22 protein-coding genes are annotated in these 23,524 nt (G+C 61.7%); 3 read left to right on the top strand and 19 right to left on the bottom strand.

The window, feature by feature from the left end; all coding sequences use genetic code 11:
* Positions 1–22: 22 nt before the first annotated feature.
* From ACODTO_RS15545 to ACODTO_RS15535, 3 genes are all read right to left on the bottom strand, one after another.
* Positions 23–460 carry a DUF3995 domain-containing protein gene (locus ACODTO_RS15545; protein WP_139648334.1) on the bottom strand — a complete coding sequence of 146 codons (438 nt, stop codon included), beginning with the start codon at positions 458–460 and terminating at the stop codon, positions 23–25.
* 123 nt (positions 461–583) lie between these two features.
* Positions 584–1,594, bottom strand: a complete 1,011-nt coding sequence (locus ACODTO_RS15540) for an ABC transporter substrate-binding protein (RefSeq protein ID WP_139648332.1) — start codon at positions 1,592–1,594, stop codon at positions 584–586.
* Between the two features lie 124 nt (positions 1,595–1,718).
* Entirely contained in the window at positions 1,719–2,189 is a 471-nt protein-coding gene (locus ACODTO_RS15535) for a hypothetical protein (RefSeq protein WP_041022135.1), read from the bottom strand.
* 407 nt (positions 2,190–2,596) lie between these two features.
* Between ACODTO_RS15535 and ACODTO_RS15530 the strand changes: the two genes are divergently transcribed.
* Positions 2,597–2,845, top strand: a complete 249-nt coding sequence (locus tag ACODTO_RS15530) for a hypothetical protein (protein ID WP_139648330.1) — start codon at positions 2,597–2,599, stop codon at positions 2,843–2,845.
* A gap of 81 nt (positions 2,846–2,926) precedes the next feature.
* A complete protein-coding gene (locus ACODTO_RS15525; RefSeq protein ID WP_489106688.1) occupies positions 2,927–3,163 on the top strand; it encodes a DUF2789 family protein in 237 nt (78 codons plus the stop codon).
* Positions 3,164–3,362: 199 nt separating this feature from the next.
* Here ACODTO_RS15525 and ACODTO_RS15520 read toward each other — a convergent pair whose 3' ends face one another.
* The 13 genes from ACODTO_RS15520 to ACODTO_RS15460 form a co-directional block, all read right to left on the bottom strand.
* Positions 3,363–4,970 carry a methyl-accepting chemotaxis protein gene (locus ACODTO_RS15520; protein ID WP_175385679.1) on the bottom strand — a complete coding sequence of 536 codons (1,608 nt, stop codon included), beginning with the start codon at positions 4,968–4,970 and terminating at the stop codon, positions 3,363–3,365.
* Between the two features lie 200 nt (positions 4,971–5,170).
* Positions 5,171–5,575: a TraR/DksA family transcriptional regulator gene (locus ACODTO_RS15515; RefSeq protein ID WP_024780047.1), complete on the bottom strand. Its 405-nt coding sequence runs from the start codon at positions 5,573–5,575 to the stop codon at positions 5,171–5,173.
* 326 nt (positions 5,576–5,901) lie between these two features.
* Positions 5,902–6,924: an ABC transporter permease gene (locus tag ACODTO_RS15510; protein ID WP_175364225.1), complete on the bottom strand. Its 1,023-nt coding sequence runs from the start codon at positions 6,922–6,924 to the stop codon at positions 5,902–5,904.
* Positions 6,925–7,088: 164 nt separating this feature from the next.
* On the bottom strand, positions 7,089–8,642 hold the full coding sequence (locus ACODTO_RS15505) for a sugar ABC transporter ATP-binding protein (RefSeq protein ID WP_175364224.1): 1,554 nt from the start codon (positions 8,640–8,642) through the stop codon (positions 7,089–7,091).
* A gap of 80 nt (positions 8,643–8,722) precedes the next feature.
* A complete protein-coding gene (locus ACODTO_RS15500; RefSeq protein ID WP_139648320.1) occupies positions 8,723–9,649 on the bottom strand; it encodes a sugar ABC transporter substrate-binding protein in 927 nt (308 codons plus the stop codon).
* A 53-nt stretch (positions 9,650–9,702) separates the two neighbouring features.
* The gene (locus ACODTO_RS15495) at positions 9,703–9,855 is read right to left on the bottom strand and encodes a hypothetical protein (RefSeq protein WP_162843601.1); all 153 of its coding nucleotides are present in this window, start codon (positions 9,853–9,855) and stop codon (positions 9,703–9,705) included.
* Between the two features lie 133 nt (positions 9,856–9,988).
* Positions 9,989–11,050 (bottom strand): Gfo/Idh/MocA family protein, encoded by a 1,062-nt coding sequence (locus ACODTO_RS15490; protein WP_175385678.1) that lies wholly within the window; start codon positions 11,048–11,050, stop codon positions 9,989–9,991.
* 136 nt (positions 11,051–11,186) lie between these two features.
* On the bottom strand, positions 11,187–12,197 hold the full coding sequence (gene iolG / locus ACODTO_RS15485; RefSeq protein WP_489106687.1) for a bifunctional inositol 2-dehydrogenase/D-chiro-inositol 1-dehydrogenase: 1,011 nt from the start codon (positions 12,195–12,197) through the stop codon (positions 11,187–11,189).
* Positions 12,198–12,227: 30 nt separating this feature from the next.
* On the bottom strand, positions 12,228–14,159 hold the full coding sequence (iolD, locus tag ACODTO_RS15480; RefSeq protein WP_489106686.1) for a 3D-(3,5/4)-trihydroxycyclohexane-1,2-dione acylhydrolase (decyclizing): 1,932 nt from the start codon (positions 14,157–14,159) through the stop codon (positions 12,228–12,230).
* Positions 14,160–14,303: 144 nt separating this feature from the next.
* Positions 14,304–15,125: a TIM barrel protein gene (locus ACODTO_RS15475; RefSeq protein WP_489106685.1), complete on the bottom strand. Its 822-nt coding sequence runs from the start codon at positions 15,123–15,125 to the stop codon at positions 14,304–14,306.
* A gap of 59 nt (positions 15,126–15,184) precedes the next feature.
* Positions 15,185–15,994 carry a 5-deoxy-glucuronate isomerase gene (gene iolB, locus ACODTO_RS15470; RefSeq protein ID WP_175385675.1) on the bottom strand — a complete coding sequence of 270 codons (810 nt, stop codon included), beginning with the start codon at positions 15,992–15,994 and terminating at the stop codon, positions 15,185–15,187.
* A complete protein-coding gene (iolE, locus tag ACODTO_RS15465) occupies positions 15,991–16,884 on the bottom strand; it encodes a myo-inosose-2 dehydratase (RefSeq protein WP_024780056.1) in 894 nt (297 codons plus the stop codon). The genes iolB and iolE overlap by 4 nt, the downstream gene beginning before the upstream one ends.
* 162 nt (positions 16,885–17,046) lie before the next feature.
* Entirely contained in the window at positions 17,047–18,984 is a 1,938-nt protein-coding gene (locus ACODTO_RS15460) for a bifunctional 5-dehydro-2-deoxygluconokinase/5-dehydro-2-deoxyphosphogluconate aldolase (protein ID WP_139648306.1), read from the bottom strand.
* A gap of 311 nt (positions 18,985–19,295) precedes the next feature.
* Between ACODTO_RS15460 and ACODTO_RS15455 the strand changes: the two genes are divergently transcribed.
* Positions 19,296–20,216: a MurR/RpiR family transcriptional regulator gene (locus ACODTO_RS15455; protein WP_041022148.1), complete on the top strand. Its 921-nt coding sequence runs from the start codon at positions 19,296–19,298 to the stop codon at positions 20,214–20,216.
* Positions 20,217–20,375: 159 nt separating this feature from the next.
* Here ACODTO_RS15455 and hcnC read toward each other — a convergent pair whose 3' ends face one another.
* The 3 genes from hcnC to hcnA are packed head-to-tail and all read right to left on the bottom strand — an operon-like array spanning position 20,376 to position 23,375.
* On the bottom strand, positions 20,376–21,653 hold the full coding sequence (gene hcnC / locus ACODTO_RS15450; RefSeq protein WP_139648301.1) for a cyanide-forming glycine dehydrogenase subunit HcnC: 1,278 nt from the start codon (positions 21,651–21,653) through the stop codon (positions 20,376–20,378).
* Positions 21,646–23,055 (bottom strand): cyanide-forming glycine dehydrogenase subunit HcnB, encoded by a 1,410-nt coding sequence (hcnB, locus tag ACODTO_RS15445; RefSeq protein WP_489106684.1) that lies wholly within the window; start codon positions 23,053–23,055, stop codon positions 21,646–21,648. Before hcnB ends, hcnC begins: the two co-directional genes overlap by 8 nt.
* Positions 23,052–23,375, bottom strand: coding sequence for a cyanide-forming glycine dehydrogenase subunit HcnA (gene hcnA / locus ACODTO_RS15440; protein ID WP_041022151.1), 324 nt, complete (start codon positions 23,373–23,375; stop codon positions 23,052–23,054). The genes hcnB and hcnA overlap by 4 nt, the downstream gene beginning before the upstream one ends.
* Positions 23,376–23,524 lie beyond the last annotated feature (149 nt).

Raw genomic sequence — 23,524 nt, 5'->3', positions numbered from 1 at the left:
GGCACAACGGTGATGTTGTGTTTCAGGCCCAGGCCACCGCCAGCAAGCCGGCGCCCAGTACAACGCACAATGGCGAATAGACCCAGGTGTCGAGCCGGGCGAAGGTCGACTCCTTGAACTCCTTGAAGAAGCCCACCAGGTTCGACTCGCCAATGGCCCGGGCAAACATCAGCAAGGCAATCGCACTGATCAACCACTGCAGCGCCCGATGGGTGACCGGCGGCGCCAACAGGCCGCCCCGCAGGCACACCAGCAAGGCGATGAACAGCAGCGCCAGGGCCACCAACAGGGTCAGCCAGCCCGAAGGGTCAAATGCCGGGCGCAGCACCTGCCCCTGCTCGACCGGAACCTGCGGCACTACCGCCTCGGCTGCCCAGCGTCCACCCAGGGCCCAGTACACATGAATCAAACTGATGGCCGCCAACACCGCGACCAGCGTCCGTGCCAATAAAAGCGTCATTCGCCAGCCTCCTGGAAAAGGTTGAACACTCATCCTAGCTCGAATTTGGCATTTCGCAGGACGGGCGCAGATTGCCCGTTTCCAGCGGATGACACATTGCTCGGGATCAATTGTTCAAGCCGCCTAGAGGCCAGCAGACACCTTGTCCGCCACTTCACTGGGCAGCCAGGCCTGCCACACCTGGGGGTGGGCCTTGAGAAAGGCCTCGGCAGCTTCGCGGGGCGGCGTGCGCTTTTCGCTCATCTCGGCCAGGGCCTTGTTCAGGGGCTCGATGGGCAGGTCGACCTTGCTGAAGAATTCGGCAATCTCCGGATACTGTTTCTGGAACGGCGCCGAGACGCCAATTGACAATTTCGACGCCAGGGAACGGGTCGGCCGGGGGTTGGGATTGTCGGCGTCGGTCAGGGTTTTCCAGGCCTCGGCATCGAAGGGCGGCTCTTGCAGTTGCACCAGCTTGAATCGCCCGAGCAACGGCGTGGGCGACCAGTAGTAGAACAGGATCGGTTTGCCCCGGCGAATCGACGAGGTGATTTCCGCGTCCAGCGCCGCCCCGGAACCACTGCGGAAATTCACGTAGCTGTCGGTCAGGCCATACGCCTTGAGCTTCTGCTTGTTGACCACCTCGGACGTCCAGCCGATGGGGCTGTTGAGGAAGCGCCCCTTGTCGGGACTTTCCGGGTCCTTGAACACCTGCTTGTAGCGCGCCAGGTCGCTGACGCTGCGCAGGTCCGGCGCCAGGGGCTTGATCCCCTTGGCGGGATCGCCCTTGATCACGTATTCCGGCACCCACCAGCCTTCCGTCGCGCCCTTGACCGTATCGCCCAGGGCGATCACCTTGCCCTCGGCTTCAGCCTTGACCCATACCGGACTGCGACCGGCCCACTCTTCGCCGATGACCTGAATGTCGTTATTGGCCAGCGCGGTTTCCAGGGTGATGGTGGTGCCCGGCAAGGTGTCGGTTTTCAAGCCGTAGCCTTTTTCGACGATGATCCGCAGGATATCGGTAATCAGACTGCCGCTTTCCCAGTTCAGATCGGCGAAGTGGATCGGTGCCGAAGCAGCCGATGCCGGAAATGACGAAGCCAACACAGCACAGGTGGCCCAGGCAGCCAGCCACTGTCGAACTCGTTTCATGCAATGTCCCTCATACCAGGCAGCAAGAGCTGAACGGTCCTGCGTAATCGAACGCAAGCCCCCGAATAACTCAGTCAACTGACTGTAGCCGAGGTTCCAGCAAAACGGTCGCAGCCCCTGGGTATCACTCGCTGGCCTTGAACGTCACCAATTCGCCCTTGCGCCATTTCGCGGCTTTGGCGGTGACCGCCTTCAAGGTCTTGGTCAAACCTTCTTGCAGCTGTTCGTTCGCCGCATACACGGTCACCACGCTGTGGCCTTCCTTGAACAGGATGGCCTGGCCGCCCGGGGTCGTTACGAACGCGTACTCCCCAAGGCCATAGACCGTCAGTTTGATTTCGCGAAACCTGATCTCAAACTTGCCCCCCTCGCGACTTGGCAACACCGCCGCGCGAAAATGATCACCCACCTTGAGTTCGAGCCTGGGCTTGTCATCGACCACGAGAGCCGATTCGGTGTCGATTTCGGCGACGTAGATACCTTCGGCGGTCTGCTCGGTGATGTAGACGAAACGTGACTGAAACAGTTTGACCAGTTTTGCCCGAAGGTCACCCAGTACAAATAACGCATGCGTGTCGAGATTACTTACTGCCAAGGAAACATCCCCATCTTTGAAAACGGCCCGTTCCGCAGAAAGGACGGACCACGAGAACCCGTGCCGACTGTATTGTCGCAATGGACCTGTAACTGAAATTCGAAGTGAACGGCGCACCCTGTCCCGGGGCGAGAGAAGACTAAAGGATTGCCACTCTCGCCGTCTTTCCCGGGAGGTCGTCAGAAGCTGAAGGAAATAGCCACTCTGAGCATCGGAAAAGGTGGGACTACTAACTTTAGGGAAAATTCTCACTTAAAAAAGCATTTTTCTGACATCGAGCCTAAAAAAAATTGCTTTAGATAGGCGCAACCGTCCATACAGCGCTATCGATTCTAGAGCAGCCGGAGGTGCGGAGACTACTTGAAATACTTGGCAATTCGTCGGTAAACCATAGAAAAGGAATTCACATGGGCACTTTCACAACCTTGATCCACCCCATCACCCCTCGCATCGTCAACACCCATGACGCCTTTGACGGCGTCGACTACCTGCCGCTCTCGCTGATTCAACCGCGTTATCGGGTCGTCCTGGCCGGTAAGTGTTTTTTCCATATTGAAGAAACATCCACTGGACGTGTAAGAGGTTTCCGCACTGATCATAACGAAGCCTGCTACCTGGCCAGGTATCTCGAGCGAAGTGCCGGAACACAGCAATAATCGAACTCCTGACGCGCGCCTGCCTCAGATAAAGGGACGCAACCGAAGCGCCATGACGGCGCATGCCCAAAGGAGAACCCCATGGAACAACCCTCCCACGAACTCAAGACCCTGTTCGACCAACTGGGCCTGCCCTCGGATGACAAAGCCATCGACAACTTCATCGTGGCACACCCCCTGGCCCCGGAAACAAAACTGGTGGAGGCCGACTTCTGGTCGGATCAGCAGAAGGACCTGCTACGGGAATGGCTGCTCGCCGATGGCGAAGAAGCGGTGTTGGTGGATCAACTGAACGTGCGCCTGCACGACGGTAAATAGCGGCTCGACAGCATCCGGGCTTGCTCGCGATGGCGGTGGCACTTCCCGGTATCGATGCAAGCTGGTCCACCGCTATCGCGAGCAGGCTCGCTCCCACAGTGGCCTTCGGTGGCCGCAAGATCCGCGAACACCACAAATCCCCTGTGGGAGCGAGCCTGCTCGCGATCAGCGGTGGGCCTGGCCTATCCAAATGGATAGCCTAGCGCGGCTTCTCGGGTTTATAGCCCAACCGCAACCCACCCCAGTGGCGGCCCTTGAGCATGATGGGCACGGACAGGTCATGCATCAGCTCGCCCGTGTCGCGGGTGTAGGTCTGCAATAGCACCGGCTGCTGGTGACTGCCGCATCGAATCCCGGTCCGATCGGAGAACTTGCGCTTGGTACGGTTGTTCAGCGTGTCAACGGCGGGGTCGCCGGTCAACGGCTGGCTGAAGACTTTGTTGTGGGTCGGCACATACCCCTGCTGGGTGCAGGCAATCGCAAACACCAGGCCTTCGTGCCGGGCGAGCAAAGGTTCCTGGATGGCCGGCAGGACCTGATCGGTATAACGGTCGAAACGGGTCTGGAACTTGGCGGGATGGGTATTGGGGATGGCCTGGTAGTTACGATCGAACAGATCCTCCAGACTGATACGCCCCTGATCGATATCCGCCTCGAATTGCGCGGCGATCTGACTCGCGCCTTCACGCGCCAGGTCGTAGACACGCTGGTGATAATCGTCGAGACCCACCTCGGCCAGGCGCTCGCTGATGGTTTCAGCCTGGCCTTCCATCTGCACGGCCGCCTCGGCCAGACGTTGAGTCTGCTGGTCGCTGATGGACAGGTCGCTGCGCATCTGCTCGATGGCGTGGAACAGGCTGTCGAGTTGCTCGCGGTTGGTGTCGGTGCCCTGGGCGATGGCGCTGACCTGGGTTTCGACACCAGCCGCGAGCCGGGCAATGTTCTCCAGATGCTGGCCCGTGTGCTCGACCTGCTGCACACCGCTGTCCAGATCGGCGGCCAACTGGCGGATCTGCTCGACCACCTGGGCGGTGCGCTGCTGGATGTCCGCCACCATGACCCCGACCTCGCCGGTCGCCGCCGCCGTGCGCCCCGCCAGGCCACGGACTTCATCGGCCACCACCGCGAACCCACGGCCATGCTCGCCGGCCCGCGCCGCTTCGATGGCCGCGTTCAACGCCAGCAGGTTGGTCTGGCTGGCGATCGACTGAATCACCAGGCTGACCCGCTGGATCTCGTCGCTGCGCACGCTCAACGCTTCGATCAGCTCGCGGCTGTCGTTTGCCCGCTGGCTGAGCTGGTGCATGCGGCTGATGGACTCCACCAGTTCGCTGCGCCCGGCAACGCTGCTGCGATGGGCTTCGCTGGCAGCCCCCAGGGCCTGCTGGCTGAGTTGAGAGGTGGCCTGTTCGGTGACGATCATCGCTTCGGCATTGCTGACAATCTGCGCCGCCGCATCGAGTTGCGACTGGACCTTGCCGGCCAGTTGCCTGACCGAATAGGCGACACCGGCGGCCGACAACGCGTTATGACTGGTGGTGTAGGACAGGTCACGGGTCAGCTCGGCCAATGAGCCAGAGCCAGGCGAGGATTGCGGTGCTGTAACCAGACGCGAGCGCAGGCGCGGCAACCAGACGATCAGCATCGCCAGGGGCAGGCCCAAGTACAGCGACCAGCCTCCCAGCACAATGCCGCACAGCAGCAAGGTCAGGGCAAGACTCTGCAAGGTCGGCGTCAGCCAGCGCGCCGTGCTTTTTGTAGCAGATACCGAGGCAGGCACCGCCGCCAGAGATCCGTCTGTCGCCATGTTCGTCACCACACTTCTCGTTGTTATGTCAGCATTAAACGCCACTACCGAGCCATTATCCATGGTCCATTAGTCGCGTTCTTGCAGCAGATCAACGCAGGTGTAGAGATTTTTCGAAGGCCGCTACGCAACTTGGCGGGAGCAAGCTCCCTCGCCCAAGGTCTATGCAGCCTTCGGTATCGCGAATGGCAGGTCGAGGATCAGGCCTGGCGCTGGTGCTTGTCGATCTGCTCGTGACGTTCCTGAGCTTCGATGCAGTACTTGGTGGTCGGGCTGATCAGCAGGCGCTTGAGGCCGATCGGCTCGCCGCTGTCGTCGCACCAGCCGAAGCTTTCGTCGTTGATACGGTCCAGGGCCTGCTCCAGCTGGGGCAGCATGCGCTGGTCACGATCGATGGCGTTGACCAGCCAGGTACGCTCTTCTTCTACGGAAGCAGCGTCGGCCGGGTCAGCCGGGGAATCCAGGCTTTCAATGGCGATTCGGTTCTGTTCGATGCGCTCGTGGGTTTCGACTTTCATGTTCTGCAACAGCTTGGTGAAGAAAGCCAGCTGCTCGGCGTTCATGTAGTCATCCGCCGGCATGGCCAGCAACTTTTCCTTTGTCATTGATATCTCTATAAAAAAACGTGCATTAAGGCGAATTATGGAGCGTCCCGCAGCGCAGCTGCCACGCTCGTCAGGAAGGCGCCGTCTATTCCAAGCGCCACCCGGCACTCAATTTACGAGGGGCGGCAGTCTAAGGCCGAGTCGAGGCCTCAGCAACCGAAAACATGGGAAAATGTCCGACAACCCCTTCAAATGTTCTCTGACAGGCTTCTGGCGGTCATCGGAGTGCGTTTATAACAAGAAATTCGGTGTAATGGCTGTATTAAGAAGACAAATGGCAACGCCACGCGGGTCAGGCGTGGCGCTTTGTCGCAACAGGGCAATCGTTAACGCTTGAGTTTGCGCTTGTTGCGGTACTGGTCGATGACCACCGCGACCACAATGATCAGCCCCTTGATGATGTCCTGGATGTAGGCATCGACACCCACGAAGGTGAAGCCGCTGGCCATGACGCCAAGAATCAGCGCCCCGATCACCGTCCCGGTGATGCGCCCTACACCACCGGCCAGGCTGGTGCCGCCGATCACGGCTGCGGCAATCGCATCCAGCTCATAGGACATGCCCATGCCGGCCTGTCCGGTCGCGGCCCGCGCCGAGGCCACCACTCCGGCGAGGCCGGCCAGCAGCCCGGCGATGCTGTAGACAATGACCAGATGCCGCTTGACGTTGATCCCCGAGGTACGCGCCGCCTGCATGTTGCCGCCGATGGCATAGGTGTATTTGCCGTACTTGGTGTAGCGCAGGGCGATATGGAAAATCACCGCCACCACCAGGAAGATGATCACCGGCATGGCGCCATGCCCGATGGCGGTGTAGGAATCCGACAACATGCTCACCGGCTGACCTTCGGTGTAGTAACGCGCCAGGCCCCGGGCCGACACCATCATGCCGAGCGTCGCGATAAAGGGCGGAATGCCGGTGATGGCGATGATACTGCCGTTGATCGCCCCGGCCAGCAGTCCCACGCCCAGCCCGGCCACCACCGGGATCCAGACCGGCAAGTCAGTCAGCGACGGGAACACCGCTCGGGCGAAGTCCGAGGTCTGGGCCAGGCTGGCAGCAATCATCGCCGACAGCGCCAGCACGGAACCGGACGACAGGTCGATACCGGTGGTGATGATCACCTGGGTCACGCCGATGGCCAGCAGGCCGATGATCGACACCTGCAGGATCATCAGGACCAGGCGCTGGGAGTTCATCAGGAAGCTCTGGTCGCGCATGATCCAGCCGAACAGCTCGAACACCAGGCCAATGCCGATCAGTACCAGGAAGATACTCAGTTCCGTCGGCAACCGCCGGCGCGTCCTGGCCGGAGCGGCCGTGGGTTTGTTTTCCAGTATTGCGTTCATAGCCATCCACCTTTTTATTCTTTGACGAAGGCGCTCGTTCCCGCTGGGCGCCGCCATTGCTCTTGAACAGGGCCGCTTCGTGCTGGAGGGCCAGCCCGGCCCAGCGGGAGCAAGCTCCCTCGCCACGGAAATATTGCTCGATATCGCGTCTCTACCAGCACGCCTCAGGACAGCCCCGAGGCCAGTTGCATGACCCGCTCCTGGGTCGCTTCGCTCCGGTCGAGGGTGCCCATCAGGTCACCTTCGTGCATCACCAGGACCCGGTCGCTCATGCCCAGCACTTCCGGCAGTTCGGAGGAAATCATGATGACCGCCATGCCCTCGCCGGCGAGGTAGGCAATGAGCCGGTAGATCTCGGCCTTCGCGCCAACGTCGATGCCACGGGTCGGTTCGTCGAGGATCAGGATCCGCGGGTTGGTCATCAGCCAGCGGGCCAGTAGCGCCTTCTGTTGATTACCGCCGGACAGGGTATCGATGCATTGCTCCAGGGACGGGGTCTTGACCCGCAGCTTCTTGCACATGTCTTCGCACAAGGCGCGCAAGGCTTTCTGCTGGATGAACCCGTTGCCGACGTAATGGGGCAGCACGGCCATTTCCATGTTTTCCAGCACCGACAGGCACGGGAACAGCCCACTGAGCTTGCGATCCTCGGTCAACAAGGCGAAGCCCTTCTCGATGGCCATGTGCGGGTCGGTGATACGCACCGGTTGGCCGTCCAGCAAGATCTCGCCGCCGGTACTGGGCGTGACACCGAAGATCGCCTCGGCCACGTTGGTCCGTCCCGAGCCCATGAGCCCGGCGATGCCGAGGACCTCCCCGGCGTGGAGGTCGAAGGAGACCCCCTTGAAAATGCCATCCAGGCTCAGGTCGCGCACCGACAGCACCAAGTCGCCGATGGGTTTGTCCCGCTCCGGAAACAGCTGGCTCAATTCCCGTCCGACCATCATCGAGATCAGACTGTCGCCGTCCATGCTGTCGGCCCGTTGCAGGCCGATGTAGCGGCCGTCGCGAAACACCGCCACTTCATCGGCGATAGCAAACACTTCGTTCATTTTATGGGTGATGTAAATGATGCCCTTACCTTGGGCCTTGAGGTCGGCAATGATCGAGAACAGGTGGGCGACTTCCGTTTCGGTGATGGCCGAGGTCGGTTCGTCCATGATCAGGATGTCGGAGTCATAGGACACCGCCTTGGCGATTTCCACCATTTGCCGCTCGGCAATACTCAGGTTGCCCACCAGATCCTCGGGGTCGAGGTTGATCCGCAGGCGTTCCAGCAACCTGGCGGTGCAACGGTGCATCTCCCCGTGGTCGATCATGTGCAAGCCATTGAGCTGCTCGCGGCCGATCCAGATGTTTTCGGCGATGCTCATGTGGGGCATCAGGTTCAGTTCCTGGTGGATCATCGCAATGCCGGCCTGCAGCGCCGCCAGGGGCGTGTCGAAGGTGACCGGTCTGCCCCGCAGGCGCAGTTCACCGGCGTCCGGCTGGTAGATGCCGGCAATGATCTTCATCAGGGTGGATTTACCCGCGCCGTTTTCGCCCATCAGGGCCAGGACGGAGCCGGGACGTACCCGCAACTGCACGTCGGACAAGGCCACCACGCCGGGAAATCCCTTGCTGACATTGACGACTTCCAGCAGATACGGTTCGTCAGGTAATACGCCCGGCTGGACAGTCATTGCCGGGGCGCTCGAAGCTATCGCTGAGGCAAACATGGTCAGGTACTCCCTCGGCAAGGTCGGCGTGGCGTCCTTGCCTGCTTATTGTTGTGGTCGAACCAGTGGTGCGTGGAACGTTACTTGAACTGGTCGACGTTTTCCGGCGTGATCAGGCGATACGGCACCCACACGGCCTGCTCCACCGGCTGTTTCTTGATCATTTTCACCGCCGTGTCGATCGAACCGTCGGCCTGGCCCTTGGCATCCTGGAACACCGAGACCGCCATGTCGCCCTTCTTCACGGCGTTCAAGCCATCCGGCGTGCCGTCGACCCCGGCTATCAGAACGCTGCCCTTCTCCTTGCCGGCGCCCTTGAGCGCCATGGACGCGCCGATGGCCATCTCGTCGTTGTTCGCCACCACGGCGTTGAACTCACGCCCCTGGGTCAGCCAGTCGTTGACCAGGGTCATGCCCTTGTCCCTGGACCAGGTGCCGGTCTGTTCCTGTTCGATCTTGATGTTCGGGTACTTGGCGAGCACTTCCTTGACGCCCTTGGTGCGGTTGGTGGTGGAGTTGTTGGCCAGGTCGCCCAGCAGGATCACGATATCGCCCTTGCCCCCCATTTTGTCCGCCAGGTATTGCATCTGCATCCGGCCGGCTTCCAGGTCGTCCGAGGCAACAGTCACCACGCCCGCCGGCAGTTTCAGGTCATCGGGACGACGGTTGACGTAGACCAGCGGAATACCGGCGGCCACGGCGGACTTGGTGATGCGCTGGGTCGCAGCGGTGTCCACCGGGTTGACGATGATGGCGTCGACTTTCTGGCTGATGAAACTTTCCACCTGGCTCAATTGCTTGACCACATCACTGCGTGCGTCTTCGAACTGCAGGCTGACGCCGTCCGGCATGGACTTGGCTTTCTTGTCCATGGACTCACGCAGGTAAGTCAGCCAGGTGTCGTCGAACTGCGACATGCTGACCCCAATCTTCAGGTCCGCCAGGGCAGCGCCGCTGGCAAGCATCAACGACAGGGCCAACGAGGCGATACGGGTCTTGGTCTTCATGAACGGTCTTTCTCCACATTCTTGTTGGTTTTATGGATAAGGCGTGTCGGAGCTCAGGAACGGGGCAAACGCACGATGGGCGCACCGGGCATGCAACACACCACGGCGCCGTTGCGCTGGATGCACAGGGATTCGAACAGGGGAAGGACTGCGGACAAGCGCAGCAGATGTGACAGATGAAACGCAGAGCGGCTGAAGGTTTTCATCGACGGTACCTGGCTGTGTTTCTTGTTTTTGTTGAGTTCGCCGCTTGTTTAAGAAGCCATTGCACAAGCGGGAACAGGATGTCGGTAACCTGGAAAAGACTTTATTAGAAAATATTTTCCATATCAACAGATTTTAGAATTTTATTCGTTTTTTTATTCCATGACCAATGGGCGTGGCTAACACCACCACTTCATGGCGCTCCGCGCTCTGCCGGGCAGCGTCCAGGATTCGGGTGGTCGCCAGTGCATCACAGGGCTGGACTGGCAGCGGGCCAGTTCCCTGCAATGCGGTTTGCAGGCGCTGGTAGAACTCGATCCAGCACCCCCGCTCCGACGTCACCCGCTCACGCTCGGTGCCGTGCTCGAACCAGCCCCAGCGTCGATGTTCTTCGGTCCCCCAGCGTTCGCCCTCTGTGGCCGGGCTCAAACCGGCCAGGGCCTGGGCCTCCTGTCCGTCCAGGCCCTCGACGGTATAACAACCCTCGGAACCACTGACCCGGAACCGTGGACGCGGCGCGTTCTGCAGGCAACTGCCACTCAAGTGCGACACCACGCCGTCGGCATGGGTCAGGGACATGAAGAAGCCATTGTCGAAAACCTGGCCTGGCCGCCGGTAGTCCAGTTCGGCGTAGATTCGCACCACTGGCCCGAACAGCTGCAACGCCTGGTCCACCAGATGACTGCCCAGGTCACGCAGGAATCCGCCACCGCTGCCCTTGCCCACCGACGTCGGCGAATAACGCTCGACACTGGACTCGAACCGCAGGACCTGTCCCAGGACACCGGACGCCAACAATTTGCGCACGGTCAGGAAGTCCGAGTCCCAGCGCCGGTTCTGGTACACGCACAGTGGCACGTTGCGTCGCTCGGCGGCCAGCACCATCGCCTCGGCCTGCGCGGCATCAGGGGCGAAAGGTTTGTCGCTGACCACCGCCACGCCCCGCTCGATGGCCTCCATCACCACCGCCGGACGACCGTCCAGAGGCGTGGAAACCACCACCGCGTCGACACCGGCCGCCACCAGTTGCTCCAGCGTGTCGAAAGCCTGGACATCAGGATGTTCGGTCGCCAGTTGCTGGCGGCGCTCGGGAGACCGGGTCACCACACCCACGAACGTCGCCCCCGGCAAACTGCTGATCAGCGGCGCATGAAAGAATCGTCCACCCTTGCCGTAGCCCACCAGTCCGATTCGCATGAAAGCTCCTTGTCCCACAATTTAAATGCGGCCCTGTGGGAGCGAGCCTGCTCGCGATGGCGGCCTGTCAATCACATTGATGTCGCCTGACACACCGCCATCGCGAGCAGGCTCGCTCCCACATTTAAAACAGTGATCAACCGTAGAAACGCGGACGCTCGGGCAACTCCACCTTGACGATCTGCCCACTGCCCTGCGCCTCGATGCAGGCATCCGCCGCCACCGCCGCCGCGAAACCATCCCACGCCGAAGGGCCGCCCACCTGCCCGGCGCGGACGCCGTCGATAAAGGCCTGCAACTCGACGTCATAGGCGGCGATGAAGCGATCCTTCCAGTCCATCAGGATGGCATTGGACAGCTTGGCGCCACTGCGCAGCTGTACCTGGGACGGTTCCGGCAACTTGGCGATGCCGGTCTCCCCCACCACCTCGCATTGGATGTCATAGCCGTACTGACAGTTGACGAACACTTCCACGTCGATGCGCGTGCCCCTGGCGGTTTCCAGCAGGACGATCTGGGGATCGCGCAGTTGGGCCAGGGCCTTGCTGGTCTTGCGGGGGAAGACCACTTGCACCGACACGTAGTCGTCGGCCAGCAGCCAACGCAACACGTCCAACTCATGGATCAAGGTGTCGGTGATCGCCATGTCGGTCTTGTAGTTTTCACCCACGCTGGGGTTACGGTGGGCGCAATGCAGCATCAGGGGTTCGCCGATCTGGCCGCTGTCGATCACCGCCTTGAGCGCCCGATAGCCCTCATCGTACGGGCGCATGAAACCGACCTGCACCAATCGCTTGCCATGGGCCACCTCGGCCTCGACGATCCGGCGGCAGCCTTCTGCCGTGACAGCCAGGGGCTTTTCACAGAACACCGGCTTTCCGGCGGCGATCGCCGCCAGCACGAACTCCTCATGACTCGGCCCCCAGGACGTGACGAGGATCGCCTCGACTTCCGGCGCCTTGATCAATGCATGTCCATCGGGATAGACCTCGGCGGTCAGGTTCAGGTCGGCCACCACTTTCGCCGCCTGGGCCAGGTTGATGTCGGTCACCGCCACCACCTGGCTGTTGAGCAAGGTCTGACTGCAACGACGGATATGGTCCTGGCCGATGGCCCCGGTGCCGATGACGCCCAGCTTCAAAGACATGTAGAACTCCTTATGTAGGGTTGGGGCAAATCAGTACTGACGGGCCTGGGCCAGTCGTTCATTGAGGGCCTTGGCGACGGCGTTGGTCCGGGCGCTGGTGGAGACTTGCGCCACACCGACCCGCCACCAGGACAGGTAGCCGTGGATCATGGTCTTGGGCAGGACCTTGATGTCGATCAGGGTCGAGACCGTTTGCAGCCGTGCGTCCGCCAGGGCCGCGTGCAGTTCGTCGAGGGTCTTCACCTTGTAGGTCTTGCAGCCGTAGGCCGCCGCACTCATAGCGAAATCCACCGGCACGAAACCGCCGTCGAGCTTGCCGGTGTCGGGGTTGCGGAAGCGGAACTCGGTGCCGAAGCTGTCCATCCCGTTCCCCATCTGTAAATTGTTGATGCAGCCGAACGTCATGTTGTCCAGCAGCACCACATTGATCTTGCGCCGCTCCTGAATCGAGGTCGCCAGCTCCGAATGCAGCATCATGTAGGAACCGTCACCCACCAGGGCGTACACCTCTTTATCAGGCTCGGCGAGTTTCACCCCCAGCGCCGCATTCACCTCGTACCCCATGCAGGAATAGCCGTATTCGAGGTGATAGGTATTCACGCCCTTGCTGCGCCAACTGCGCTGCAAGTCCCCGGGCAGGCTGCCGGCGGCGGCGACAATGATCGCGTCATCGGCCAAGGCTTCGTTGAGCGTGCCCAGCACCCGACTCTGGGTCAGGCAGGAGCCGGTGAGTTCGATGAACTCGCGAAACACCGCCGGGTCCATGCCGTCATCGATTTCCGGGACGAAACCCTCGGCCTGATAATCGGCCTGGTAGACCCGGTCCACCTCAGCCTCCAGTTGCCCCTTGGCGTCAGCGATCCGCCCGTCCCATTCGGCACGGTAATCCCCCATGGCACTGGACAGCGCCTCCAGCCCCGCACGAGCATCGGCCAGCAATTGCACGCCGTCGAGTTTCAGCGCGTCGCATGGGCTGACATTGAGGTTGAGGAATTGCACATCCGGATGCTGGAACAGCCATTTGGAGCCGGTGGTGAAATCGCTGTAGCGGGTACCGATGCCGATGATCAGGTCCGCTTCCTTGGCCAACAGGTTCGCCGCCAGGCAGCCGGTTTCGCCAACACCGCCGACGTTCAGCGGATGACTGGATATCACTGCGCTCTTGCCGGCCTGGGTCTCGGCAAAAGGAATGCCGAAGCGTTCGGCAAAGGCTTGCAATGCGGCGTTGGCGCCGGCGTACTTCACCCCACCGCCACAGATGATCAGCGGCCGACGCTTGCCCTTGAGCAGGGCCAAGGCATCGCCGAGCATCGCCGCGGTGGCCGGACGGCGGTCGATGCGATGCACACGCTTGGCCAGGAAGTAATCCGGGTAGTCATAGGCTTCGGCTTGCACATCCTGAGGCAGCGCCAGGGTCACCGCACCGGTTTCAGCCGGATCGGTGAGCACGCGCATGGCGTGGATCGCGGCGCTCATCAATTGCTCGGGACGGTTGATCCGGTCCCAGTATTTGCTCACCGCCTTGAACGCATCGTTGGTGCTGATGCTCAGGTCGTGGAACTGCTCGATCTGTTGCAGCACCGGGTCCGGTTGACGGCTGGCGTAGACATCGCCGGGCAACAGCAGTAGCGGAATGCGATTGGCCGTCGCGGTGGCCGCCGCCGTCAACATGTTCGCCGCGCCGGGACCGACCGATGAGGTACAGGCGTAGATCTTCCGGCGCAGATGCTGCTTGGCGAAACCGATGGCGGCATGGGCCATGCCCTGTTCATTGCGGCCCTGATGGACCACCAGGTCGCCGCTGTCCTGTTCCAGCGCCTGGCCCAGGCCCAGCACATTGCCGTGGCCGAAAATGGTAAAGACTCCGGCGACGAGCTTGCTCTGGACGCCGTCGACCTCGACGTACTGGTTATCGAGGAATTTCACCAGGGCCTGGGCCATGGTCAGTCGTGTTGTGGACATGCTTGCACCTTGTCTGGAATGCGATCCCTGTGGGAGCGAGCCCGCTCGCGAAGCGGTGTGTCAGGCAACCTCATGTTGGATGTGAGATCGCTTTCGCGAGCAGGCTCGCTCCCACAAGGGGGCTCATCATTTTTGATAGGCGTGTCAGGCCTGGGAATTCTGCAGATGGTTCATGCTCGCCCCCAACGCCTGGCGGATATCGGCCAGTTCATGGACGCTCTCGGCGAACGGTTCGAAGGACAGGTAACCTTCATAGCCACCGGCCCGCAGCGCCTCGATCTGTGCGGCGTTGCCGAGGATGTCGGCCTTGCCTACCAACACCCGGTGGCCGTCACGGATCGTCGCCAACGGCGCCTGGGCATCTTCCACGCCGGAGATGTGCACCAGCCCGGTCAGCTCGGGGAAGAACGCCTGCTCACCCGCCAGATGGTGGTGAAAAGTGTCGTGAACCAGGCGAAACACATCCAGCCCGCCGATGGCCTTGATCGCTTCCACCGCCGTCCCCTTGCGGCGCAACGAGCATTCCTCGAACCCCAGGGGCTCGATGAAGCCGTAGATGCCGAAGGCCCGCAGGATCGGCGCCAGTTCGCTGAGCGCCGTACGCAGCCCCGTCGCGCGCTCGGCCTCGCTGCGTGGGTCGGCACGCTCATTGAGCGGGCACATGACCAGGCCCTCGGCGCCACATTCGCGTGCATAGTCGGCCAACCTCACGGCCTGGGCGCGACGCTCTTCGTTCCATACATCGAAGGGATAGAGGGCGTTGATCGACAACACCTTGATGCCCCGCTCCTCGCACAATTCACGCACGCGAGCAGGTGCCATGCCGTTCTCGATCTCGACGCCTTTGAGATCGTTGCGGATCTCGATGGCATCGGTTTTCAGGGCCAGGGCCAGATCGATGAATTCGGGCAACGCCAGGCGCGGAGCGACCATTCGGTTCAAGGCAAAACGCAGGGGCTTATTCATCTTGTTATCCCTCCAGTGTCCATACGAAACGGTTTGGGTGATCGGGCAGCAAACGGTGTTCAGAGATCCAGCAACCAACTGTGCTGTGGGTCGTTATGGAACTGCCAGACCCGCTTCGGACCGGCCATGACGTTCAGGTAATACGACTCGTACCCGTAGGGCACGCTGACCGGGTGGTAGCCCTTGGGCACCACCACCAGGTCGCCGTTCTCCACGGCCATGGCCTGGTCGATGCTGCGGTCGTCGGTGTAGACCCGTTGGAACACGAAGCCTTGGGACGGGCTGACCTGGTGATAGTAGGTTTCCTCCAGGAAACTCTGGTGCGGCAGATCGTCGGTGTCGTGCTTGTGGGGTGGATAGCTCGACGAGTGACCCGATGGCGTGCGCACTTCCACCACCAGTAACGAGTGGGCCGGTTCGCTGTCCGGCAGGATGTCGCAGACATACCGGGTGTTCGCCCCCTTGCCGCGCACGCTGCGCTTCATGCTATCGGGACGGATCAGCCGTGGGCCGTAGTCGTTCTGGCTCGAGCCCGGCGCGGCACAGACGGCGACCTGTACATCGCTCAGGGCGATCACCTGGGCCTGGCTGCCGGGTGGCAGGTAGGCGGCATAGGGCGATTTATCCTCGAACACTGACTGACGATCGCCGAGGTTGTCCCAGGCGAAGCTGCCCTGCCCCGGCGCTTCGCCCTTGAGGCTGATGCGACCGCTGAGTAGCACCAGGCACAACTCCTTGTCGCCGGCGGCCACCGGCAGGGTTTCGCCGAGGCTCAGGCGGTAGGCCGCAAACCCGACGTATTCCAGCTCACCCTGGGGCAGTTGGACCATGGTCCGGCCACCGGGCTGGTTCTTGATCAACAGACTCATGACGAACTCCTTTCCTGCAGCAAGGCGCGCAAGGTGTCGTAACCTTTTTTGGCGTAGGCATAACTCGGCGCCACGGCCGGATCCTGCTCGGCTTCCACCACCAACCAGCCCTGGTAATCGGCGGCCAGCAGGACGTCCAGCAACGCGGCGAAATCAATGTCGCCGTCCCCCGGCACGGTGAAGGTGCCGTTGACGATGCAATCCGGGAAGCTCCAGAGATGGTTGCGCGCCAGTTGCACCACCGGCTTGCGCACATCCTTGAAGTGCACATGACAGACCCGCTCGATGTGCTTGCGCAAGACCTGTAGCGGCTCGCCACCGCCCATATAGCAGTGACCCGAGTCGAACAGCAGGCCGACCTCACTGCCGGTCAGGGCCATCAGTTTGTCGATGTCCGAGGGCGATTCGACGTAGGCCCCCATGTGGTGGTGATACGCCAGGCGCACGCCCTGGGACAAGGTGAAGCGGGCCAGTTCGGTCAGCTTGTCGGCATAGGCCTGCCAGGCGTCGTCGGTGTGGAAACGCGGCCGCTCGATCAGGGGAATGCGCTGGCCCTGGATCGAGTCGGCGACTTCACCATAAACCAGCACCGTTGCGCCGTTTTGCGCCAGCAACTGGACGTGGGCGGCAATCGCGTCGATTTCCTCGGCCGCCGAGCGCCGGGCCAGGCGACTGGAGTACCAACCGGACACCAGTGCCAGGTCGTAGGGACGCAGCACATCGCCAACGCCCTTGGCGTCCTTGGGAAACTTGCCGTTGAGCTCGAACCCCTCGTAGCCGATGGCCTTGCCTTCGCTCAGCGCGGTGCTCAACGGCGTCTCACCGCCCAGGGACGGCAAGTCGTCGTTGCTCCAGGAAATCGGGTTGATGCCAATTCGAATAGCGGGCATGGCTGCACCTTTTATTGTTTTTACATAGCAATTGAAAGCTGCGCAGAACCTTGTGGGAGCGAGCCTGCTCGCGATAGCGGTCTTTCAGACGACTGATGGTCAACAGTTAGTCCGCTATCGCGAGCAGGCTCGCTCCCACATCAGGTTCAGTGTTCACATTATTCAGCTCCGGGCAGCACGCCACGCCTCGATCAACTCTACAAACGTGCCCTGCACCTGCTGGATCAGGGTTTCGTCATCGATGTCCCCCGCCAGCCAGGCCCGGCTCGGCTCTTGGAAAATCGTGCGGCCCACGGCGAATCCTCGGCAGCTGGTGCTCTGGCTGGCCTGGCGAAACCCCTCGGCCAAGGCCGCGGCCGGGGCGTTGAGCCCCAGGAGCACGACCCCGCGGCAATAGGGATCGCGCTGTTGGATCAGTGCATCGAGCTGCTTCCACTCGTCCGCAGTCTGCGCTTCGATCTTCCACCACGCCGGGTAGATGCCCAGGTTGTAGAGGCGCTTGAGCGCGCGGTACAGCACATCGGGATGCTGCGAGGGATGATCCTTCGGTGGAATGACCTCCAACAGCAATTCATGGCCGCTGACCTGGGAAGCCTTGTAGAGCCCCATCAGTTGCGCCTCCTGCTCCAAACGCAGCAGCGGTTCGTCATCGGGGTGGAACTGCACCAGGCACTTGATGATTTGCTCGCTGGGCCAGGCGATCAGGTTGCTGCCGATGGAACGCCCGTGTTCGAACGCCAGCGGCCGCGAGCCTTGCACTTCCACCGGCCGCGCGACCCACCAACCGCGCCCGGTGGCGGCGTTCAATGAATCCTGGCCAAAGCGTTGATCGGCCAGCAAGCCGACATCGGCCTCGATGCCCTGGCGCTTCAGGTCGGCTTCGACCCGTTCCACCGCCTGGACGAACAGTTGCTTGAGCTTCCCAATGCAACTCAGGTCTCGATCACCCTTTTGCGCCAGTTCCACCAGTTGCCAACGATGGTCAAAGGCAAAGATGAACAGTTGTTTCCAGTTCTTGCGCGGCACGCTGACCTGATGCAACCGCTGCAGCACGACGTCCTGGTCCGGCCGGGTGATCGGTACCGGGCTGTCGAACAGATAGTCGAGTTCAGCCCGGGTCGGCATCGCTGGCGCACAGCCGTGGCGCGACACCACCAGACCACCGCAGGCGTTGGCCAATTGGCAGCAGCGCTCATCGCTGGCGTCCTCCAGCCAGCCGGCGAGGAAGCCCGACATAAAGGCATCGCCGGCGCCCAGTACATTCAGGACTTCGACCCGGACTCCCGGATAAATCGCACCGTCCTCGAGCCGAGCCGGGATGGCGCCGTGAATCACCGTGCAACCCTGCGGGCCGAGCTTGACCACCAGGGTGGCCGCCGTCAGCGAACGGACAGTACGCAGCGCCGTCAGCAGATCTTCGCTGCCGCCGGCAATCAGGAACTCTTCTTCGGTGCCGACGATCAGGTCGAAGCGCGGCAGGATGCCTTGCACATGCTGGCTGACTTTCTGGTCGGCGACGAAACGGGTTTCCCCATCGGCCTTGCCCGTCAGGCCCCAGAGCACCGGTCGATAGTCGATGTCCAGTATGCGTTTGACGTTGTGTTTGGCGGCATGATCCAGCGCCTGGAGGCTGGCGTTGTAGACGCTTTCGGTGGAGAAATGAGTGCCGGTGATCAGGAGGGCCTTGCTCGAAGCGATGAAGGCCTCGTCAATGTCTTCGGCGCGCAGCGCCATGTCGGCGCAGTTTTCCCGGTAGAACACCAGGGGAAAGGTTTCCCGATCCTTGATACCCAGCAGCACCAGGGCGGTCAGGCGCTCAGGGTCAACCTTGATGCCGCTGACATCGCAGCCCTCGCGGGCCAGGGATTCCACCAGGAAACGGCCCATGTGGTCATCCCCCACCCGGCTCAACATCGCCGACCTGAGCCCAAGTCGAGCGGTGCCGAAAGCGATGTTGGCGGACGAGCCACCCAGGTATTTGGCGAAGCTCGACACATCTTCCAGCCGCGCCCCGACTTGCTGCGCGTACAGGTCAACGCCCAGGCGTCCCAGGCAGATCACATCCAATTGACGCCCACTGGCAAAACGAGTCTGGCCCATGCTGGCTCCTGTTATTTTTATCAGCCTGCGTTCGCTGCCGGACCGGCGCCAACGCTCTTGGTGGATGCAGACTAAAACGAGCAAGGGCCAATAATCAATAATTTTTCTATAAAAATTTTATGTGGAATATTTTTTCCAATAAACTTCCAATCAGCTGTATCAGACGCAGTGCATCGTTTCAGTCATGGATTGCGACGTTACCCATCATGATTTTCCCTGCGCCTACGCTGTAGACTGCGAACAGCCAACTTATTGTCGAGGGCCGGTCTTTCAGCGAACGGCCCTATAAGAACAAGCCAGAAGGATTATCTATGACCCGCCCCGATCTGCCGGCGCCATCCGAGAGCGCGTCCGAGGCCGCCCTCGCCAGCCCACCGATCAATGCCGAGCGTCTGTTGCAACTGATCACCGATGAATATGAAAGCTTGCCGCGCCAGCTCAAACGCATTGCCAGCTACATGAGCCAGCAAAGCGACCGGATCATGGTGGATCGCATCAGCGACATCGCCCGCGAGTGCGAAGTGCACCCGTCGGCCATCGTGCGCTTCTCCCAACGGTTCGGCTTCAGCGGGTTCAGCGAAATGCAGGCATTGTTTCGCGAGGCCTACACCCACAAGACCACACCGGTACAGAACTACCAGCAGCGTATTCGCAGCATGATCGCCAACAAGTCGCAGAAAGCCAGCGGCGGCGACCTGGCACGCGAATGCATCAACGCCACGCTGTCGGGCATCGAGCGACTGGGGCTGGAGCTGGACGACCAGGCGTTCGACAAGGCTGTCGACCTGGTGGTCAATGCCGACAACATCTATGTGGTGGGCGTGCGGCGCTCCTTCGCGGTGGCCGATTACCTGGTCTATAACCTTCAGCACACCAACAAGCGTATCCATCTGGTTTCCGGCCTGGGGGGCAGTTATCGCGAGCAGATGCGCAGTGTGCGGGCCAATGACCTGGTGATCGCCATCAGCTTCACGCCCTATGGCAAGGAAACCCAGCACTGTCTGCGCATCGCCCAGCATCACCAGGCCAAGACGCTGATCATCACCGACAGCAACCTGTCGCCCCTGGCGAAACGGGCCAACACCGTGCTGCTGGTGAACGAAGGCAGCTCCTTCGCCTTCCGCTCGCTGAGTGCCACCTTGTGCCTGTGCCAGGCGTTGTTCATTGCCGTGGCCTATCGGCTGGAACTCAAGGTTGATGAGATTCATGAACAGGTGGGGTTCGAGGATTGAGGCTCGACCTACAACCCATCCCTGTGGGAGCAAAGCTCGCTCGCGATAGTGGCAGACCAGTCAATATTGTTGCCGACTGACTTACCGCAATCGCGAGCAAGCTTTGCTCCCACAGGGTGGAGGCTTCACTGACTTGCATTCGAGCATAGGCTCGATGCCTCAGGCCAACTCCATATCCTTCGGCTCAGCCACCCTCGGCATCACCTCGAAGCGGTCCGCCAGGAACGGCGTGATATCCAACGGCAGCGGCTCGTTGTTGACCAGCCTGTCCAGCAAGACGCCGGTGATGGCCGAGGTCAGGATGCCCGTGCGGAAATGTCCGCAGGCATTGAGGTAGCCTTCCACGCCTCGCATCGGCCCCAGGATCGGCAATTCATCGGGAGAGCCCGGGCGCAGGCCAGCCCAAGTCCGCTTGAGGTTGATGTCGGCCAGTTGCGGGATGCACCGCATCGCCCCCTGCACCAGCCCCTCAATCTCTGGGTAGGTGGTGGTCACATCGAAGCCCTTGTCTTCCGTGGTGCTACCGATAAGGATTTCGCCGTTGTCTTTCTGCGCCACGTAGCAGTCGCTGGTGGTCAGGCACCCATTGAGAAGCTTCGGCATACGCTCGGTCAGCAGGATCTGCCCCTTGACCGGCTTGACCGGAATCCGCACGCCGGTGGCCTGCTCGCTCAGGTCCGCCGCCCAGGCACCGGTGGCATTGATCAGGGTCCGGCAGTTGAAGGTGCCGGCCTCGGCGGTGTTTACCCCCGTCACCCGCGTCCCGCTGCGCAACACCTCGGTAACGTGGGTATTGAAGTACAGGTCGACACCATTCTGCCGGGCACCTTCGGTGTAGGCGTCGGCCAGCCGGAACGGGCTGACCTGGTGATCGCAGAGGAATTCCAGGGCGCCCCGGGCTTCATGGCTGACGCTGGGCTCGGCCTCGCGCAGGGCGGCCTGGTCAAGCCAGCGCACCTGATCGGCCAGGTGGGGAATGCAGGCGACGATGTGCTCGGCATACAAGCGATCCTCATCGTCGTAGATCACGAACTTGAGCCCGGTTTCCTCGAATTTGATATCCATGCCATGGTTGTCCAGCAGCTCCCGGTGCAGTTGGGGGTACATCGCATTGGACTGCAAGGCAAAGTCGAAGAACGACTGCGGCAGGATATGCGGCGTGCTGGCATCCACCGCCACAGCCGCTCCCTGGGTCTGGCGCTTGCGGTTGGCCGACATCATGCGAAAGAAGATCACCCCGCACCCCAGCCCCACCGACTCGCCAATGGCCCACAGCCCGCCGGCCGAAGCGCGGGTCGCGTTGCCGGGGCGCTTGGCGTCGATCAGGGCGACCCTCAGGTGCTTGCGCTTGGACAGTTGGTAGGCACAGGAAGCGCCGATCACGCCGCCACCGGCGATGACCACATCGTAGTCCCGGGTCTCTAAATGCTTAGTCATGCCGAGCGACCTCCATGCCAACATTACGGAACGCTGAAAACGGTATCGGATCGATCGGAAAGCGTGGTCGCAGCCAGCCGACATCGGCACGCCCGGTGGCTTCGCGCAGGCGGTCGCTGCAGTACCCGACGCACATCCGTCCCTGGCAATCGCCCATGCTCACGCGGGTGCGCATCTTCAGGCTGGCCATGTCCTGCACACCCTGCTCCAGGGCCAGGTCGATGTCCGCGCGGGTGGCGTGTTCACAACGGCAGATCACCGTATCGGCCGCCGGCAGGGCGGTTTGTCCGGCACCGCGTCGGGTGTAGCGATCCACGGCGGCACGGAAACGGATGATCCGATCCAACTGTGCCTGATACTGTTTGCGGCGCTCGAGGGCGACATGGGGCTCCAGCACATTGCATTGCATCAGCACCGACAGCGCGGCAATACGCCCGCTGAGCATGGCCGCTTCACCGCCGCGAATCCCGCCCATGTCACCGGCGAGGTGGATGTGCGCCTCGCTGCTTTGCTGCCAGGCATCGGCCACCGCCCGCAGGTAGCCATCGTCGCTGAAACCATGCTCAAGGCCCATCTGCTGGCTCAACTGGGTGCGCGGTATGAAGCCGTAGCCGACCGCCAACGTCTGGGCCGGCACTTGTTCGGCGCGTGCGAGGTCGGGCTCCCAATCGCTGGAATACGGCGCGACGGTGACCATGTTCAATTCATCCTCCCCGTGGGCCTGCACCACGCCCCAACCATAGCGCACGGGTATGCGATAACGCTTGAGATAGGCCAGCATGCTCAGGCCGTCGAGAAAAAGCTGCGGCTTGTTCAGTAACGCCAGGCTTTCCTTGGCGATCCGGCCGAATGCGCAGGCTTCATAGACACCAGCCACGGCCACGCCTGCGGCATGCAGCTGACACGCCACCAGCGGCAGCAACGGACCGGTACCGGCGATCACCACCGGGCTCGGAGGCTTGACCACCCCGCTCTTGATCTGCAGTTGCAGGCCACCCAACAGCATCACCCCCGGCAGGGTCCAGCCGGGGAACGGCACGCTGCGCTCATGGCAACCGGCCGCCAGGACCAGATGGGAATAGGCAACCTCGCGCACGCGTTCATCGGCATCGAGCAGCATCAGCGCCCGCACCCCTTCGGCCCCGATGACGCGGTGGTTGAGACGGACGTCAATCAGCCCGGCGTGCTGGTCAAACTCACCATGGAGTTTTTCCAGGGCTTCGCTGTAGCGCGGTCCCAGGTAGTCGAGGCTGACGCCGTCGCGCAATGGCCCCCGATACACCACGCCGCCCAGGCGCGGCGCCTCTTCAAGCAATGTGCAGCGCAGCCCATGGGCCGCCAGTTCGATGGCGGCCGCCATGCCCGCCGGCCCACCGCCGACAATCACCGGATCGAGGTTCATGGCGCCTCCGTTTCGACGATACGGTTGGTCCGGGTTTCGATCTGCATACCGGGGCGCACCTGGGTCTGGCAGGCCCGGCGCTTGTGCCGGCCGTCGATCCTGACCAGACAGCATTGGCAGACGCCCATGCCGCAGTAGGCGCCGCTGATCTGGCCATGATCGTTGCGGGCCACCTGGCGCTGGCCCTGGGACTGGATGACGGTCAGGACGGTTTCACCCCGGGCGGCATTGACGATCCGCCCGTCCAGGTGCACCGTCATGTCAGGCCGGGTCAATGGCTGGATATCGAATTTTTGGCGTAGAAGGTCTTGAGGCTGCATGATGCGGCTCTTCCTTGATGCTTTTATTGAAGACCGGTGAGGTCTCGGCTCCTTGCAGCACACCATCACCGGTTAGCGTCGTTACCCGACGGCGACAGCGCGCCAAGGCAGGGTAACGGACGCAACATAATGGTGCGCACTCAATTCAT

Source organism: Pseudomonas sp. FG13 (assembly GCF_057809755.1).
Note: the sequence above shows the minus strand (reverse complement) of the source record. Positions and strands in the feature narration are given on the sequence as shown.

Bases quoted from the DNA above. Each gene is read 5' to 3' on its own strand.
- ACODTO_RS15545 (WP_139648334.1), bottom strand. From the start codon at position 460: ATGACGCTTTTATTGGCACGGACGCTGGTCGCGGTGTTGGCGGCCATC.
- ACODTO_RS15540 (WP_139648332.1), bottom strand. From the start codon at position 1,594: ATGAAACGAGTTCGACAGTGGCTGGCTGCCTGGGCCACCTGTGCTGTG.
- ACODTO_RS15530 (WP_139648330.1), top strand. From the start codon at position 2,597: ATGGGCACTTTCACAACCTTGATCCACCCCATCACCCCTCGCATCGTC.
- ACODTO_RS15525 (WP_489106688.1), top strand. From the start codon at position 2,927: ATGGAACAACCCTCCCACGAACTCAAGACCCTGTTCGACCAACTGGGC.
- ACODTO_RS15520 (WP_175385679.1), bottom strand. From the start codon at position 4,970: ATGGCGACAGACGGATCTCTGGCGGCGGTGCCTGCCTCGGTATCTGCT.
- ACODTO_RS15515 (WP_024780047.1), bottom strand. From the start codon at position 5,575: ATGACAAAGGAAAAGTTGCTGGCCATGCCGGCGGATGACTACATGAAC.
- ACODTO_RS15510 (WP_175364225.1), bottom strand. From the start codon at position 6,924: ATGAACGCAATACTGGAAAACAAACCCACGGCCGCTCCGGCCAGGACG.
- ACODTO_RS15505 (WP_175364224.1), bottom strand. From the start codon at position 8,642: ATGTTTGCCTCAGCGATAGCTTCGAGCGCCCCGGCAATGACTGTCCAG.
- ACODTO_RS15500 (WP_139648320.1), bottom strand. From the start codon at position 9,649: ATGAAGACCAAGACCCGTATCGCCTCGTTGGCCCTGTCGTTGATGCTT.
- ACODTO_RS15495 (WP_162843601.1), bottom strand. From the start codon at position 9,855: ATGAAAACCTTCAGCCGCTCTGCGTTTCATCTGTCACATCTGCTGCGC.
- ACODTO_RS15490 (WP_175385678.1), bottom strand. From the start codon at position 11,050: ATGCGAATCGGACTGGTGGGCTACGGCAAGGGTGGACGATTCTTTCAT.
- iolG (WP_489106687.1), bottom strand. From the start codon at position 12,197: ATGTCTTTGAAGCTGGGCGTCATCGGCACCGGGGCCATCGGCCAGGAC.
- iolD (WP_489106686.1), bottom strand. From the start codon at position 14,159: ATGTCCACAACACGACTGACCATGGCCCAGGCCCTGGTGAAATTCCTC.
- ACODTO_RS15475 (WP_489106685.1), bottom strand. From the start codon at position 15,125: ATGAATAAGCCCCTGCGTTTTGCCTTGAACCGAATGGTCGCTCCGCGC.
- iolB (WP_175385675.1), bottom strand. From the start codon at position 15,994: ATGAGTCTGTTGATCAAGAACCAGCCCGGTGGCCGGACCATGGTCCAA.
- iolE (WP_024780056.1), bottom strand. From the start codon at position 16,884: ATGCCCGCTATTCGAATTGGCATCAACCCGATTTCCTGGAGCAACGAC.
- ACODTO_RS15460 (WP_139648306.1), bottom strand. From the start codon at position 18,984: ATGGGCCAGACTCGTTTTGCCAGTGGGCGTCAATTGGATGTGATCTGC.
- ACODTO_RS15455 (WP_041022148.1), top strand. From the start codon at position 19,296: ATGACCCGCCCCGATCTGCCGGCGCCATCCGAGAGCGCGTCCGAGGCC.
- hcnC (WP_139648301.1), bottom strand. From the start codon at position 21,653: ATGACTAAGCATTTAGAGACCCGGGACTACGATGTGGTCATCGCCGGT.
- hcnB (WP_489106684.1), bottom strand. From the start codon at position 23,055: ATGAACCTCGATCCGGTGATTGTCGGCGGTGGGCCGGCGGGCATGGCG.
- hcnA (WP_041022151.1), bottom strand. From the start codon at position 23,375: ATGCAGCCTCAAGACCTTCTACGCCAAAAATTCGATATCCAGCCATTG.